The organism is Rhizobium pisi (assembly GCF_003938655.1).
GTDB lineage: Bacteria > Pseudomonadota > Alphaproteobacteria > Rhizobiales > Rhizobiaceae > Rhizobium > Rhizobium pisi.
In genome coordinates, this window is the sequence record NZ_RJJT01000004.1 from 42,432 (window position 1) to 57,998 (window position 15,567).

At 57.0% G+C, this 15,567-nt stretch carries 8 protein-coding genes; 7 read left to right on the forward strand and 1 reads right to left on the reverse strand.

Annotation, left to right across the window (positions count from 1 at the left end):
- Positions 1-3: 3 nt before the first annotated feature.
- Positions 4-261, forward strand: a complete 258-nt coding sequence (locus EFD55_RS06610) for a hypothetical protein (RefSeq protein ID WP_125843817.1) — start codon at positions 4-6, stop codon at positions 259-261.
- A gap of 100 nt (positions 262-361) precedes the next feature.
- On the opposite strand, the gene EFD55_RS06615 is transcribed toward EFD55_RS06610, so the two are convergent.
- On the reverse strand, positions 362-1,879 hold the full coding sequence (locus tag EFD55_RS06615) for a hypothetical protein (protein ID WP_125843818.1): 1,518 nt from the start codon (positions 1,877-1,879) through the stop codon (positions 362-364).
- Positions 1,880-1,988: 109 nt separating this feature from the next.
- On the opposite strand from EFD55_RS06615, the gene EFD55_RS06620 reads away from it, so the two are divergent.
- From EFD55_RS06620 to EFD55_RS06650, 6 genes are all read left to right on the forward strand, one after another.
- Positions 1,989-2,342 carry a hypothetical protein gene (locus tag EFD55_RS06620; RefSeq protein ID WP_125843819.1) on the forward strand — a complete coding sequence of 118 codons (354 nt, stop codon included), beginning with the start codon at positions 1,989-1,991 and terminating at the stop codon, positions 2,340-2,342.
- Between the two features lie 463 nt (positions 2,343-2,805).
- Positions 2,806-4,560 (forward strand): DUF6119 family protein, encoded by a 1,755-nt coding sequence (locus EFD55_RS06625; protein ID WP_125843820.1) that lies wholly within the window; start codon positions 2,806-2,808, stop codon positions 4,558-4,560.
- Between the two features lie 969 nt (positions 4,561-5,529).
- Complete coding sequence (locus EFD55_RS06630; protein ID WP_125843821.1) at positions 5,530-6,465, forward strand: retron St85 family effector protein; 936 nt, start codon at positions 5,530-5,532, stop codon at positions 6,463-6,465.
- Complete coding sequence (locus EFD55_RS06635) at positions 6,465-7,412, forward strand: retron St85 family RNA-directed DNA polymerase (RefSeq protein WP_167493240.1); 948 nt, start codon at positions 6,465-6,467, stop codon at positions 7,410-7,412. The genes EFD55_RS06630 and EFD55_RS06635 overlap by 1 nt, the downstream gene beginning before the upstream one ends.
- Before the next feature lie 642 nt (positions 7,413-8,054).
- A complete protein-coding gene (locus EFD55_RS06645; RefSeq protein WP_125843823.1) occupies positions 8,055-9,815 on the forward strand; it encodes an ATP-binding protein in 1,761 nt (586 codons plus the stop codon).
- Positions 9,816-10,422: 607 nt separating this feature from the next.
- Positions 10,423-15,525 (forward strand): RecQ family ATP-dependent DNA helicase, encoded by a 5,103-nt coding sequence (locus EFD55_RS06650; protein WP_125843824.1) that lies wholly within the window; start codon positions 10,423-10,425, stop codon positions 15,523-15,525.
- Positions 15,526-15,567: the final 42 nt, after the last annotated feature.

Genomic DNA, 15,567 nt, shown 5'->3' on the forward strand with positions numbered 1-15,567 from the left:
GACATGCCTCTATGGTGGCGTCATGTCGCCTGTGCGCCAAAGGCGACATCATCAAATCCGCAATGGCCGGCTGGAACTCGGCCCGAGACCGACGCCCTGTTCCGCGCGGTACGCAGCGAGATTGCCTCGCTCGCGGTCATCGTCGATACCAAGGACGACAACGCCCGCCGCTTTTATGAGCGGGAGAGCTTTTTGCCGTTTACAGATCAGCCACTCAAACTGTTCCGCCCTATGAATGACATAGCGGCATTGTTCAGATAGTCCTATAAAGCCCCCTTTGGGGACGTTGCAATGCGCGTTCGCTCTATACGCAGGTCGCCGACAAGGCCGTCACCGAACGCCGAGATTTTGAATATCTCACTTATCGACCGCGCCTCGGACTGACAGGCGCCTCGCTGTCGCCGTGAAACGAGACGTTATCAGCCCGCGAATTGGGCCCCATTGCCGCGACATTGGCGGCCATGTAGATATCCCGCATGGTCACATTGATCGTCGTGTTCTGCAAAGCGGCCGCGAGGATCGCCTCCGCTGAGACGCCGGGGCTCGCCGTCGCCGGCTTTTGGAAGAGGTGGCGTTTGGCGTCGCGATAGGCCTGCACGATCGACACATCACTCGCGCTGATGTCTTTAGCGAGTCCGGTGGCGGTAGCCCGCAAGGCGGCCATTTGCGCTTGGTTGTCCTGAGCGGCTTTCGCGTGGCGCGCTTCCAGCGTCGTCGCCTGATCAACCTGATGCCTAGCGAGTTCGGCCGGGTCGGGGAGGTTGCCCCAGACCGCCTCGACCATTCGTCCCTGGACCTTAACCAGACGATCGAGCTCGAAACAAAGGTCTGCCTTTGACCAGTCGTCACGGCCTGCGATGGCAACCGACATCAATGCGCTGGCGTGCGTTTCCATAATCGCGTTCAAGCGACCGATGTCCTCGCCGGGCAAGGGCCACGATCGGATGGCCGCATACCAAGTCAGGCTGCCTATCGTCTTCGACAGCTTTGACAAGGTCGTGGCGGCGTCCGCGGCGCGAGAGATGGCGTTTTCAGCGTCACGCGGATCGAGAAGCGGTGAGCTGCGAAGCGTATTGGTGAACCGTCGAATGCTCCCCTCACGCAACCACGTCTGGGCCGTGGCCAGCGCGGCAACACTGGCATGATCGATGCGTCCCAGTTCGGTGTCGAAGGTCGCCTTGAGGCGTAAGGCGTTCGCGTTGAGGGCGGCAATCTCTGCGAGGGCCCTCGCCAATCTCTCCAGCCGATCCTTTTTTGCGGCAAAACCCTCCAGGCGTGTGAATTTGCCGATGGCGGTTCGGAGCGTTTTGAAGAGGCGGGAGAGGTCTGTATCGTCAAGCCGGATCACTTCGAAGCCGGTGCTGGCGAAAGCATCGACAAGAACGATGCAGGGCACGTCCTCGAAAACGCCAAACCGCTGGGCGACTTCATCGGAGGCATAGGTCGTCGCAACAATATCAACGAGTTCATTCGGATTGCGATTGCCATTATAACCGGGACCCCGATCCTCCCAAGTATCCGACAGGTAGTCGGGGAACATCGGTTCGGCGTCCCAATCGCCTTTCGTGATGACGTCCTTTAACCCGATCGTCTGCTGGTCATGGGTCATACCGCGTGGGCCGTTCGCGTTGCCGCGACCTCTTTTTTTGCGGGCTTTAATGGTGACGCTTTTGGCAAATACGACACCGGCAACGTCGCGTCCGGTCACCGAATCCAAGGCGCGTAGATTGTTGCGGATCCAGTCGGAAGCTTCCGCGTCCGCCTCTCCGAAGAGAAAAAGAAGATAGGCCGCATAAGGCCGCCCGAAGATGTCCCAGGGGCTGTCCTGGATCAGGCCGACCAACGGGTCCGAGCTCAAAACATATTCGACCGTAAACACGTGCGCTCGCCTCCCGAAATACAACCCAATTAACTTGCGGCAGTTCAACTCTTGGTGCAATCATCATCGTGAAAATATTACAAGTGGTCATCAACTTCGGAGGCGAGATATGGCGAGGGACACGTTCATTGTGGGCAGGGCCGGGGCGGTGGGACCAAACGCTTCGGCAACACACACGACTTTCAATGAAAACTACGGAACGATGCTCCAGGGAATAGAAATGGCTCCATTGGCGGAGGATCTCGCCACGTTGAAGCAAAACATGGCTGGACAGGCGACGACGACGGAGCAGTTTAACGCCATCGCCGCCGTCTCGGCGGCGGAGGATGCGGCGCGCAGCGGTGACGAGACCACTGTTGTTGAAAAGCTTAAGGCCGCTGGAACCTGGGCCCTGGACGTTGCAACGAAAATCGGTGTCGCCGTGGCCACGGAAGCGATCAAAAAGGCATCGGGGCTGGCTTGAGGTGCTGCACGCTCTGAACCTGCCTTGACTTAGGCCGAGTGAAAGACGATTCGACGATCACGATTGCCCCTGCGGCTAAGGTCGCTGGGCGCGTGGCGGGCGGTAGCCCGCCGCTGCTCTTTCCGGATCGGTATCCAGTCCGTGGAATTCCGGCAACAGTGCCGACACGCCGATCAGCAGGCTTGAGCAATTGCTGCCGTGAAACTGAACACCCAGGACGCTCAGTGGTCAGGCGGCCTGACCTGTGACCTTCGCCGAATGCTTACGGTAATGCGTTCTTCCTGTCGGAAAAGCGCCTTCATGTACGCCGTTTCCTTTCATTGCGGGCGACCCTAAGACCGGTCGATGGTTTGCTATGGTTGGAATGCAGGCGGGCGCCTCAACGGTTCTTGTCATAGTAGTGTATAATATTGCATAGTTCCCCTAAGTAGAAACCAGTTCCGGTGGCACGACGGGGGGATTGATGGCGGACGGTGCCGAGCGTGAACTCACGCAAATTTCGATTTATCTTGCCAAGCCAGAGACGAGTTTCGAAGACGCTCTCGAATGGGATAAGGTGATCAAGAAGGCGAAGGTTACTCAAGCTGATTTCAATGTCTCAGGAACGCCGTGCCGCTTCGTCTACTTCGAGAGCGAGGCACCTAAGGTAAATCCGCCTTGGCTGGACTTTGCAAACGAGCAACTCAAAGCACCAATTGTATTTGCCGGGATTAGCAGAAACGCGAACGCCCTTCTAGGGCTTACAGTCGACAATCGACAGCTCATAGCGGCTTTCGGGCGTAGCGCTTCAGCTCTAGTCCAGCGTAAAAAGCTTGAGCGTGACTTTGGCATTCGAACGGCGATGAACCTATGCGGGAACGAGGGTATTCGGCAGACCAGGACGCAGACCCAGTCGCTCACGCCTACTCTGATTGACCGCCAAGTGGGACAGCCGACCAACAGCTTCGTCTTCGGCCTGAGCGAGGCCGAAGACCTAAAGTCAATGGCGGCGCACCTGAAAGACAACCCACTGATCACTCTCCAAGGTCGCGACCATTTGACATTCAAGGGCGTGGGAAGCGAGAAGCTAACGTGGGACAAGTTGATCGAGCACAGCGAGCGCTTCCTTGCCGCTTATGCCAAAGATGATTTTGCCAAGCTCTTTCCCAACTACCGAAACTTCAAGGCCGCTGATGACGAGGATGTTGAAGTGCTTGACGCAAAGCTACTGAAGGTTCTGCAGGCAGGTGATGTCGACCAGATGATGCTTTGGATTCCAGAGTTTCTCGCTGCGGAGGAATTCAGCTTCTCCTACAGTGATCATGAAGTCACCGAGAATCATATTTACGCGCATCTCGACCCTGTTCAGCTAAAGACGGTTCTTAAGCTCAACCAGCTCACAATCAAAAAGCTGCACGACAAGCGGATTTGGGCATACTCGCACGCCGATGAGCGTGTGCTGTCGAACAAGTGGTGGTCGCTATACGATTGCATCATCTTCGAGCAAACGCTGGGTAAGCAGCACTTTATCCTTACAGATGGTGAATGGAAGGTCGTCGCTGGCGATTTCTACAAGAGTGTCGTCGATTTTGTCAGTAACGAGGTTCGTCAGGAGCCAGGCGAGGCCCTCTATAACCATATTTCCATATTCGATCCCAAACAGTTCAAGAACCGTGAAGGTGTCTTCAACGACGAGGCATGCAAGCGTCGGCCACAGAGCATCAAGTTCGATACAGCCAAATTACGAATAGGAGGCGGCCGGAGGGACAAGGAGTTTTGTGACATCCTCGACCTAACTGACGACGGGGTGATGAGAATCATCAATTGCAAGCCCTATGGCGGCTCGTCATCGATCAGCTACCTGTTTGCGCAGACCCGCTTCTACTGCGAAAGTTTCGTTCGTGATCAGGCGTTGCTCACCGAGGTTCGCAAGCATATCGGCGCCTCCGCTTCGCCCACGAAGCAAAGCTATTTGGACCGCATTCCCGAGCATATAAAGGATAACTCCGGCAGCGGATACCGTGTGTGCCTGTGGATCCTATGGGACAAGAAGAAAAAGCTTCCAACGGCCTCCGATCTCCCCTTCATGGCCCAATACGAACTCAAGCTTCTATACGACCAGCTCCAGCACCTCTGGAAATACCGTGATATCGTACTGCGTTTTGTTCCAGTCGATACAACGCCCTATATGAAGGCTGTCTCCGCCACCAAGCCAAAGAAGCAGCCGGCGCCCGTCTGAACCGTTCGATAAAACTTGCCAAAGCCGGCGGTTAGAGCTGCAAGATGGGGTCGGAGGCGGTCATGGAGTCGGCCGCGCTCTGCGGCAGCTATTTCATCCCGCCCTCCATCACCGGTCAGTCTGCTGTCGGCCCCGTTGCGGTCATCGCCTGCGGGTCCCCAGCCAATTTTACTAACAGTCTTCGAATACGACGGATGGCCTAAGGAACTGCGGCCGAAGTCGCCCAACTTATTGAGAAGACGCCACTTTTCCGTGCGGAAGATGGTCGCCAATTTGGATTCAAAAAAGCGGTCAAAAACGATCTGCCTGGGAGACCTGGATTCTCACATGATTTCAAACACTTAGCGGAAAGCCTTGAAATTCCCTCTGTTTTCCCATCGCGAGCGACCGTGGATGCCACCTTTGTGCCCTGGCTTTGGACATCAGTCAACTGGACGGTCGAGCGGCAATAATTTCCGCTTTCGGACCTCCGGTTTTGCGGCGCCGCAGCGAGGAAGCGTCCGGCAGCTTTGCGCCCTCATTCCCGTCATTCACGCGGCATTGCAAAATGCGGGAAGCAGACTTTCTGCTTTGGTCGGCTAACCATCTTATTGAGGTGGCAAGCGGCTTGGCAGGTTTCACGAGATATATGGCCTTAATGGACGTTCGTCAGATTCCAATCTATGGCCAGCACCTTATCTCGTACAACCGATTGATCTTTTTCCGTTTTCCTGTCTCTTGATCTTGTTTCGCTGGCAGGGCACAGTCTTGACAGGGACGAGGGGGGATGAAACAACTTGTACACCTTACGCGAGAAGCACCTTGTGTGCTTGGTCCGACGTTTCGTCAGACCTCAATTGATTGGCAGGTTTTATCCGGTGCGGAAGAACGCGTGGTCCTACCGCCACAGGTGGCCGCTCCGCTCGGTAAAACCCCACCTTCTTCCACACCTCCAAGGGTAAGGTGATAGCCGGGGGTAACATAACAGACTTGGTCGACCGCTTCGATGCGAAGTCGCTGCATGTTCGCGCGCCAAGTCCAATAATCCTGCTTTGTGGCGGGCCTATTGACGTCAGCACCCCAAAACCAGAGTCCCTTCGCGAAGCCTACACGCTGGTCTATGGCCGTGCGGCTCTAAAAGACTATGCAAACGTCACGCCCGAGGAGTTCAAGATATTTGCCCCTGACGGTAACTATCAGGACTGGCTCAGTTTCGAGAGCGAATTTGCTCAAATCGTGGACCTGATTATTCTGTTTTCTGAGAGTTACGGCAGCGTCGCAGAGCTCGGCGCGTTCGCGATGGTTGAAGAAATCGCCCTCAGACTGCTCGTGGTGATGGACGACAAAAATTACGCCGACCCTTCTTTTGTGAAGCTTGGTCCGGTCCGACGGCTTGAGGCCAAATACGGCAAGTCGGCTGTTTGTGTACTAAACCGGCAGGACATTAACATTCCTGACATCACCAGAGTGGCGGACGTCAATTTGGATAAATTCGCGGCAACCCTTGTTGCGGCCATCACCAAACGAAAAGGCGATTATAAGGAGCGTACCACGTTCATCCCCGATCGAGCTGGCCATCTCATTAAGCTGATAGTTGGCTTAATCCAGCACTACGGCGCTCTGACGGAGACCGAAATCGATGTGCTACTCTTTGCGATGAACCTGAATGTTAAGCCTGAGAAGGTCACGGATTATTTGTTGTGTGCGGTGAACGCTAATTGGATTCTGAAAGACAAGAGAGGTGTTGAGGAATATTTCTGTGCACTGCCTAACAGAGGTCCAGCTATAGAATATAAGCTGCGCAAAGAACTTCCTGTGGAAGAGAAAGACAGAGAGCGGTGGCGAGCCCGAGTGATCGAGCATTGGAAGGCTACGGACCCTGACCGCTTCAGTAGCATCCAATCGGCCCTAAAGGGTGCGCTATGATGGGCAAGATCGTTGAAGCTCTTGCGATAGAAACTGGCATGGATGTGGGTCTTGTAGAGCGCATTATGCGAAGTGCACCCGCTCGATATAAAACTTATCGCATTCCCAAACGCACTAAAGGCTTCCGGGAAATCTCGCAACCCGCTGTCGAGGTGAAAGCACTCCAGCGCGGCCTCATTGAAGTCCTGCTTCGAAACCTCCCAATGCATGAAGCTGCAACAGCTTATCGTGTTGGTATGTCCATCAAAGATAATGCTTTGCGTCATGCTGGCGACGGCCCAATCTTGAAGATGGATTTCAAGGACTTCTTTCCCTCTATCAAACCACGTGACTGGTCGGCTTATTGCAAGCAAACTGGAGTCCTGATGGACCCGGTGGAAATACAACTAACGAGCCTGCTTCTATTCCAGCGACCGAAGGACAGCTCGGTATTGAGGCTAGCTATCGGGGCGCCCTCGTCACCATTTCTATCCAACGCCCTCATGTTCGAGTTTGACAAGGCGATTACTGAGGCAGTGGCGAAGGATCACGTGGTATATTCTCGTTATGCCGATGATTTGACTTTCTCAGCACCGCGCACGGGGCATCTTGTCAATGTAGAGAAGATTGTACGTGCCACCCTGCGAGCGCTTGAATACCCCACACTGACGGTCAACGACGACAAAACCACGCGGGTCACGCGGAAGTATGGTCGCAAAGTCACCGGGCTTACCCTTACAAACGATGGGAAGGTTTCAATTGGCCATGAGCGAAAGCGATTTATCCGTGCGGCCGTGCATCATGCGTCTTTAGGGAAGCTCAGTACCGCATCACTCGGAGAGCTCAAGGGACTCCTGGGCTTTGCCAACAGTGCAGAACCGCAGTTTATTGGCACTCTCAAAGAGAGGTATGGAGCTGAGCTAATCCAATTCATCCAGACATTCGACATTCCTAAGCGTGAGCAGTGAGGATTCCGAGGTGTGCTCTTAGAAGGTCTCTCGTCGCTTCCGAAAGCCTCCCCGCCATTTGAAGACCGCATATGTTATCTGAAAGCGCTGCCGGATAACTGACAGTCCGCTCCCACCACCCCTGGAAACCTGGAACCTGTGCGTTCTTCCAATGGCCAATGGTGGTCCAAGGAGAACCACAATGGGATAGCACAGTATGATCCTGCCGCGCTGGGCCGACCGGCGTGGAACGCCGGCCGACAAGTTGGCGTCGAGAAGCCTCTGAAGCAGCGCCAGATTTGGGCGGTCCGCTTCTTCTTAGACCGAGAGAGGCGAATGAGAGACCGTGCGCTGTTCGATCTCGCCATCGACAGCACCGAGGCAGAAAATTGGGACCCTCGTCACAGGCCAGGAAATTCGAACTCGTGGCATGGTAGTTCGGCAGAAGACTGGACGTTCCGCACAGTTCGAGATCACGACCGAGTTCAGGGCAAGCCTGCCTGCCTGTTTCAGCGGAGGGCAGAGGAACGGTTGATGAGCGCGGCTCGTTGACGATTGGGTGGCCGCGCCGCGCTGTTTCCTGTGGGGGCTTACCGACGAAGGTTACAGAGACTTATTTCTTCTGCTACCTCTGATTTACATACGGGTTGGGGAACGCGTTTTATGGATGATGTGCATTTTTCGGTTAATACACGACTGACAAGACTTCTAGGGGAAACCTACCGATCGAGCGAAGCAGCCCTAAAGGAACTGGTCGACAACGCATGGGACGCTGACGCTAAAAATGTCTGGATCACATTGCCGACTCCTATGTCATCTGATCCGATTATCGTCCGCGACGACGGTTCGGGAATGACATCTCTGGAAATGAGGAACGAATACCTGAACATCGCCAGCGATAAGCGGGCACGCACCGGCGAACGAACTCCTCTACTCAAGCGGAAGGTCAAGGGTCGCAAGGGCATCGGTAAGTTCGCGGGTCTGTCATTGGCAAGCCGGATGGATGTTTCAGCCGTCGCCCGAGGTCGTAAATGCAGCCTGGCGATCGACAAGCTCGTCTTGGCCGAGAACGAGAATGACCTCGAAGCTGTGCCTCTACCATTCATCGAGGAGGATGCAGGCGAAGCTAATGCAGGCACGACAATCGTCCTGTCCGGTCTTGATAGCCGATTGAATTTCCCTACACCCGATCGCTTTCGAGAAGTCCTCGTGCACGAATATGGCCGAGAGGATGCCTTCAAGGTATTCGTAAATGAGGCGCAGTTGTCTATCGATGATGTTCCGGGCGTATTGGTGGAAGCTGAGAAGACCCTTGCAGAGAGCGGCTCAGTTCGCTTGAAATTTACGATTGCGGACGGCAGGCAAGCACCAAAATCACCGGGTATAGTGCTGAAGATGGACGGAAAGGTCGTCGGGAAGCCGATGATGTTCGGCCTGGATGATGACGAGGAAATTCCCCTCAAGCTGTCGAAGCGAGTCTACGGAGAGGTGGAGCTCGAAGGTAACGACCATTTCGTAACTGCCGATTGGGGCGGGGTGGTCGAGAACAGCAAGGCGTTCCAAGAAATCCAATCTTATGTGAAATCGATCGTCAAAGAAGGGCTTAGGGAAAGCCACTCTCGCGATATGAGCCTTCAGCTAGCTCGATTGAAGAAGCAGTTGGACGCTAGGCTGAAAGACCTCCCAGAACACCGCCGACGCTACGCTGAGGAAGCCCTCCATCGGATCCTGCAGCGATTCTATCGGGAAAGCGAAGACCGCATTGCGACTATCGCAGAGGTCGCGCTCGACGCCATGGAGCATGACGCCTACTGGGCCGTACTCGAGCGGATAAATGCAACCGACCGCACAGATGTTAGTTCCTTTGCAGCGGCCCTTGAAGATTTTGGTATGGTTGAGCTCTCTGGGATCGCCGCTCAAGCGACCAGACGAATGAGATTTCTAGACTACCTCCAGGAGCTTATCGACAACGAAGCGACCCTCGAAAAAGACGTCCATAAGGCCTTCGAGACAAATTTATGGCTTCTTGGCCGTCAATACGCTCTGATGTCATCGAATATCACACTGAGACGGGTCATCGCGAACTATAGTGATATGAGATTTACGGGCGAGCGGGCCTCGAAACGGCCTGATCTTCTGTTGTCGCAGGATCTAGCTGACAGCTATCTGCTGATTGAGTTCAAACGCCCCAACCATCCAATTTCTCGGGAAGACATCGCTCAAGCCGAACAATATCGTGATGACTTGTCAGGGACCATCACCTCAAGCAGCCCGTTGAGGATCTTGATGATCGGTAAGGGCTCCGCGGCCTCCATGGACAAGAGATATGGGACTGACATGACGAGCGTCAGTTCCTACCCAAGCGTGCTCTCGTCCGCTCGCACGGAACTCGACTGGCTGATTTCATCGTTAACTCGTCCGTAGATCGCTCGTTCGTTGAAGGTTCGGGCGGTCAATATGTTAATAAACCTTATTGCAGTATGGGCGAGCTGATGATCGACAGGGTCCGGCGCACGCCGCTGTTGTTGGCATCGTGTTAGTTATACGCATCACCTATTGCCCAAACTGCCATTCGGGTCCGGGCCCCGCACCCGCCACACCCGAAAGCGGAAATTATTTCCGCTTCGCGCCGTCCACACAGCCCTTTGGCGATGATGCTTGTCAGACCAAAGCGGACGTCCACTCGACCGTTCCTCAACCCTCCGATTGCAAGCCAGCCTTCTGAGTCCTCAGCCATTAGCGTCGCCTCTTAGCCTCGAAGTATTGTGTGCCATGGGTCTAGGGGTTCTGCATTGGCAGATATTGCTTCGCGACTGGTTGCCGCCGCGAGAAACCCAGGCGCACGTGCTTTCTACGAGGCATATGAGGAGCAGTCGACAGTCGCGACGGTTTAGGGTCGCACTGTAGAACTGAGCTGGATAGGTGGCCATCTGGCAAAGTTCTTGTGTAGCACAAGTTGAACGTTGACCTTTCGCCAAACGCACGACCATGATCGCAAATCGTTTCATCACGCGAATAAAACTTTTTCTATATGTCTGAGCCCTTCCAAACCTTCCTGCAGTGTTGCGTTTCGATTGACCTAGAAGTTGATCCTGCAACCGCCAGCATCTTCGCTTTTGCGGGGGTGCGCGATGATGCTCGGCCCGCAATACTGGCAAAAAAGCGCGATCTCCTTGCAGCCCTAGATCGCCTGGAAGCAGAAGCAACTGTCGGCGTGCATCTGCTCGGCCACAACATACTTCGGCATGACTTGCCTCATCTTTTCGCGGTGCGGCCCAGGCTGGCGAAAATTCTTAGATCACCAATAGACACTCTATGGCTCAATCCGCTCGCATTTCCGCGTAATCCCTACCACCACCTGGTCAAGCACTACCATGACGGGCGCCTGCAAGCGGGCCATATCAATGATCCTGAACTGGATGCGCGGCTGGTGTTTCAGGTATTGCGTAATCAACTCGCGGCTCTGACCCATCAGAACGCCGACCAACCCGATGCCGTTGCAGCCTTTCATTTCCTTGCTACGAGAATGGAGAACCCAGACGGGTTCGACGCGGTGTTTCGGGAGGTTCGCGGTGCTCCTGCGCCCGAACCTCTTTTGGCAAGAGAAGCGATCTCACGGCTTCTGGCGGGGCGCGCCTGCGAGAGGCGGGTCGAGCAAACGCTGAACCGCCTATCGAACCCGCAGCTTGGTTGGCCGATGGCCTATGCTTTGTCCTGGATCTTGGTCGCGGGCGGGGATTCCGTCATGCCACCTTGGGTACGGGCGCAGTTCCGCGAGGCTGCACTGATCGTGGGGCACCTACGCGACGCCAATTGCAAAAGCCCGGATTGCACCTGGTGTAGCGAGAAGAACGACCCGGTCCACGCGTTGTCGCGCTGGTTCGGGTTCGATGCCTTCCGCGCTGAGCCGGTGGATGATATGGGCCGCCCTCTGCAGGAGCGGATCGTCGATGAGACGATGCGCGGGTCGAGCGTACTCGGTATTCTGCCGACCGGCACCGGCAAATCGGTCTGCTATCAGATCCCCGCCCTGTCGAAGTTCGACAAGACCGGAGCGCTGACGGTGGTGATCTCGCCGCTGGTCGCGTTGATGGCCGATCAGGTGCAGGGCATGGCGCGGGCAGGAATCTCCTCTGCCGTAACCATCAACGGAATGCTTTCGATGCCTGAGCGGCAGGATGCGCTGGACCGGGTGCGCATGGGAGAGGCGGCAATGCTGCTGATCTCGCCCGAGCAACTGCGCAGCAACTCGGTCCGATCGGTTCTCGCGCAGCGCGCGATCGGGCTGTGGGTGCTGGACGAGGCGCATTGCGTGTCGAAATGGGGCCACGATTTCCGGCCGGACTACCGCTATGTCAGCCGCTTCATCAAGGAATCCTCGGGGGATGAAGCGCCCGCGCAAGTGCTCTGCTTGACCGCCACCGCCAAACCTGAAGTGGTGCGTGACATCCGAGAGCATTTCAAGTCACGGCTTGGATGCGAACTTTTGGTGCTGGACGGTGGCGCAGTGCGCACCAATCTCAGTTTCGAGGTCCGGCCGACGCAGCGGGGCACCAAGCTGGCCGACATCCTCGATGTGATCGAGACCAAGCTACCACAGGAGGGCGCTTCGGGTGCAGTGGTCTATTGCGCCACGCGCAGCGAGACGCAACGCGTCGCCGAGTTCCTCAAGCAGCGGGGTCTTTCGGCGGAGCGGTTCCATGCCGGACTCTCGCCTGAGGAGAAACGCGACATTCAGGAACGTTTTCGCATCGGCGAACTACGGATTATCGCTGCGACCAACGCTTTTGGCATGGGGATCGACAAGCCCGATATCCGACTGGTGGTGCATGGCGACATTCCCGGATCACTGGAAAACTATCTGCAGGAAGCCGGGCGAGCGGGCCGCGACCGCGCTCATGCCAATTGCGTGCTGCTCTTCGCCGAAGAGGACGTCGAGCGCCAGTTCTCGCTTTCGGCCCGGTCGCGTCTGGCTCGGCACGAAATCGGCGCGATCCTGAAGGCCCTGCGGCGACTTGACGAGCGGACGAAGAAGACCGGCACCGTGGTGGCCACCTCAGGCGAAGTTGTCCGAGCTGAACGCGATCAGGAGTTTGAGCGCGACATCAACACCGACGACACCAGGGTGAAGACCGCGGTGTCCTGGCTGGAGGAAGCCACGCTGCTGAGCCGAGAGGAGAACAAGGTTCAGGTCTTTCCCTCATCCCTCAGGATCCGCAACCTGGAGGAAGTCGAGGCCATCCTGGCCAAGGCCGCGATCACCGGCACCCGTCGCAAGCAGCTTCTGGATATTACGCGCCACTTGATGAACGCGCCGCCCAATCAGGGCATTTCCACCGACGAGCTGGCCGGGATCAGCGGATTAACAGGGGGCATGCTGAACAAGGCGTTGGCCGATCTCGAGGCGCTAGGGATCGCCCGCAACGACGTCGTCGTCACGATCTTTGTCCATGTTGCAGTCGACGGTCATTCCCAGCAGCGTCTGGCGCAGGCCGCGCGGCTTGAAACGGCGCTGATTGCCCTGATGCGTGAGGCAGCCCCCGATGCCGAAGGTGCCGAAGGCATTCCCCTGCATCTGGCCGAAACCTGTCAGGCGCTCCGAAATCAGGGGTACAGCGCTGTGCGGCCCGACATCGTGGAAAAGCTGCTGCGCAGCATGGGCCGCGACGGGCGCGATCAGGATGGTGGTAAGGGCAATTTGCGGCTGCGCAAGGCTTCGCGCAACACGTTGATGGTCACGCTGCAACGGTCCTGGCAGGCATTGGAACAGACGGCAAACCTGCGGCGGCAGGGTGGCGAACTGTTGCTAGCACACCTTCTGGGAAGGTTGCCAAAGGGCAGCCGCGGCAAGGATATCCAGGTCGAAACCACGATGGGTGATCTGCTCGCCGCCCTGACAGGAGACGCGCTGCTACGCGGCAGCGGCATTCAGGACATGACAAAACTGATGGAGCGCGCACTTCTGTGGCTGCACGAGCAGGAGGTGGTAACGCTGGGCAAAGGGCTAACGATTTTCCGGCAGGCAATGACGGTCCATTTGAACACCTCGGGCGGCCAGTTCACCGTGAAGGATTTTACACCCCTAGAGGAACACTACGTTGAGCAGACGATCCAGACCCATGTGATGGCGACCTATGCCGAAAGGGGCCTTGCTGCGATGGATCAGGCGCATCGGCTGTCCGAGGATTACTTCGTGCTGGAACGCGATTCCTTTCTGCGTCGCTGGATGCCCGGCAAGGGCGGTGAGATCCGGCGTCAAACCACTGGCAGCTCCTGGAAAGCGATCGTTGAGGCGCTGAAGAATCCAGTTCAGCAAGAGATCGTCGCTGACGACCGCGAACAGACAAACGTCCTTGTGCTGGCGGGACCGGGTTCGGGCAAGACGCGTGTTCTGGTGCACCGCATTGCCTACCTGATCCGTGTCCGCCGCGAAGACCCCCGCGGCATCCTGGTGCTGACCTACAACCGGCATGCCGCCGCCGAGATACGCATCCGGCTGCGACATCTGATCGGCGATGACGCGGCTGCAGTGACCATATCCACTTGCCACGCCCTCGCAATGCGACTGGTGGGCGCGAGCTTTGCCGGAACGTCGAGCGAGACCTCCCACGACTTCGACGGGATCGTTATGGAAGCCGTGCGCCAGTTGAACGGCGAAGGACTGGGCAAACCAGAGGCAGAGGCTCAACGTGATACGCTGATTCAGGGCTATCGCTGGATTCTGGTAGACGAGTATCAGGATATTGGCCCTGAGGAATATGCATTGATTTCCGCCGTTGCAGGCCGCTCACTGGACGATAAGGAGCTTCGCCTCAGCCTGTTTGCTGTGGGCGACGACGATCAGAACATCTACGCCTTTGCTGGGGCGTCCATCCGTTTCATCCGCCACTTCGAGGTTGACTATAATGCACGACCGATGTTTCTGGTCGAAAATTATCGCTCGACTGCGCATATCATCAGCGCCGCAAACGCAGTCATTGCGCCAGCCGTGGCCCGCATGAAAGCCGGCCACGACATTGCCATCGATCGCAAGCGCAGCAAGGGACCGCCCGGTGGAGAGATGGCGGCGCTCGATCCGGTGGCCCATGGGCGCGTGCAGGTGTTGGACTGCCCATCCGGCGATGTGGCGCAGGCGATGGCCGCAGTCGACGAACTCGCCCGACTGTCGCGCCTTGATCCGGAGTGGAACTGGTCGCGTGCGGCGGTCATCGCTCGCGACTGGCGGCGGTTGGCGCCGGTGCGCGCCTATGCCGAAACGCTGGGCATTCCGGTCGAGATGGCAAATGAGAGCCTCCCCAGCATCTGGCGCCTGCGAGAAATGCAGCAGTTCATCGACGTCCTGCGCCGCGAGACCACACGTTTGTTGGGCGTCCGTGATTTGGTGGGCATGCTGAACGCGATACCGTCCAACCGCTGGACGGACCTGATCGCCGAAGGCGTCGCCGCGCTGGCGAAAGAGCTTGCGAACAAAACCATGCCCGTGCCTGACCTCGTCGAGTGGTTCGCTGAGTGGGCCCATGATGCGCGCAGCGATCAGCGCGCACTGCTGCTACTGACGGCGCATCGATCGAAAGGCTTGGAATTCGAAGATGTCGTTATCCTGAATGGCGGTTGGGACAGGCTCTCGAAGGACGAGGATCCCGATGCGCCGCGCCGCCTTTTCTATGCCGCCGTGACCAGAGCCCGACGTAGCCTTGCCATCATCGCCGAAGGACAGCATCCGTTCCTCCCGCACGGCGAAGAATATGTGCTACGCCGCGCCGCGCCGGCCATCTCTGACGCCGTCGATTTTCCCGCTGCGCTGTATCAAGTGCCGAACCTCAAGATGGTGGATCTGTCGTGGGCCGGGCGTCTCAGGCAGGGTCATCCCTCGCTTGTCGCTATCTCGGCGGCGAAGGCCGGAGACGCAATTCATATCGTGCGCGATGGACGCACCTGGAAGATGCAGAATGCTCAGGGACAAGATCTCGGACGCATGGCCAAAAGCTGGTCGCCTCCCGAAGGACTGCGTTTCCTCCGCGGCGAAGTCGGCGCCATCGTGCGCTGGCGCAAGTCAGACAATCAGGAAGAGTTCCGGGTGCACCTTCACCGAGATGTTTGGGAAGCGGTTGTGCCGGAGCTTGTGTTCGGTTGATCGTTTGCTCGTCGCGAACGTCAGACCGATCCGATAGCTTCG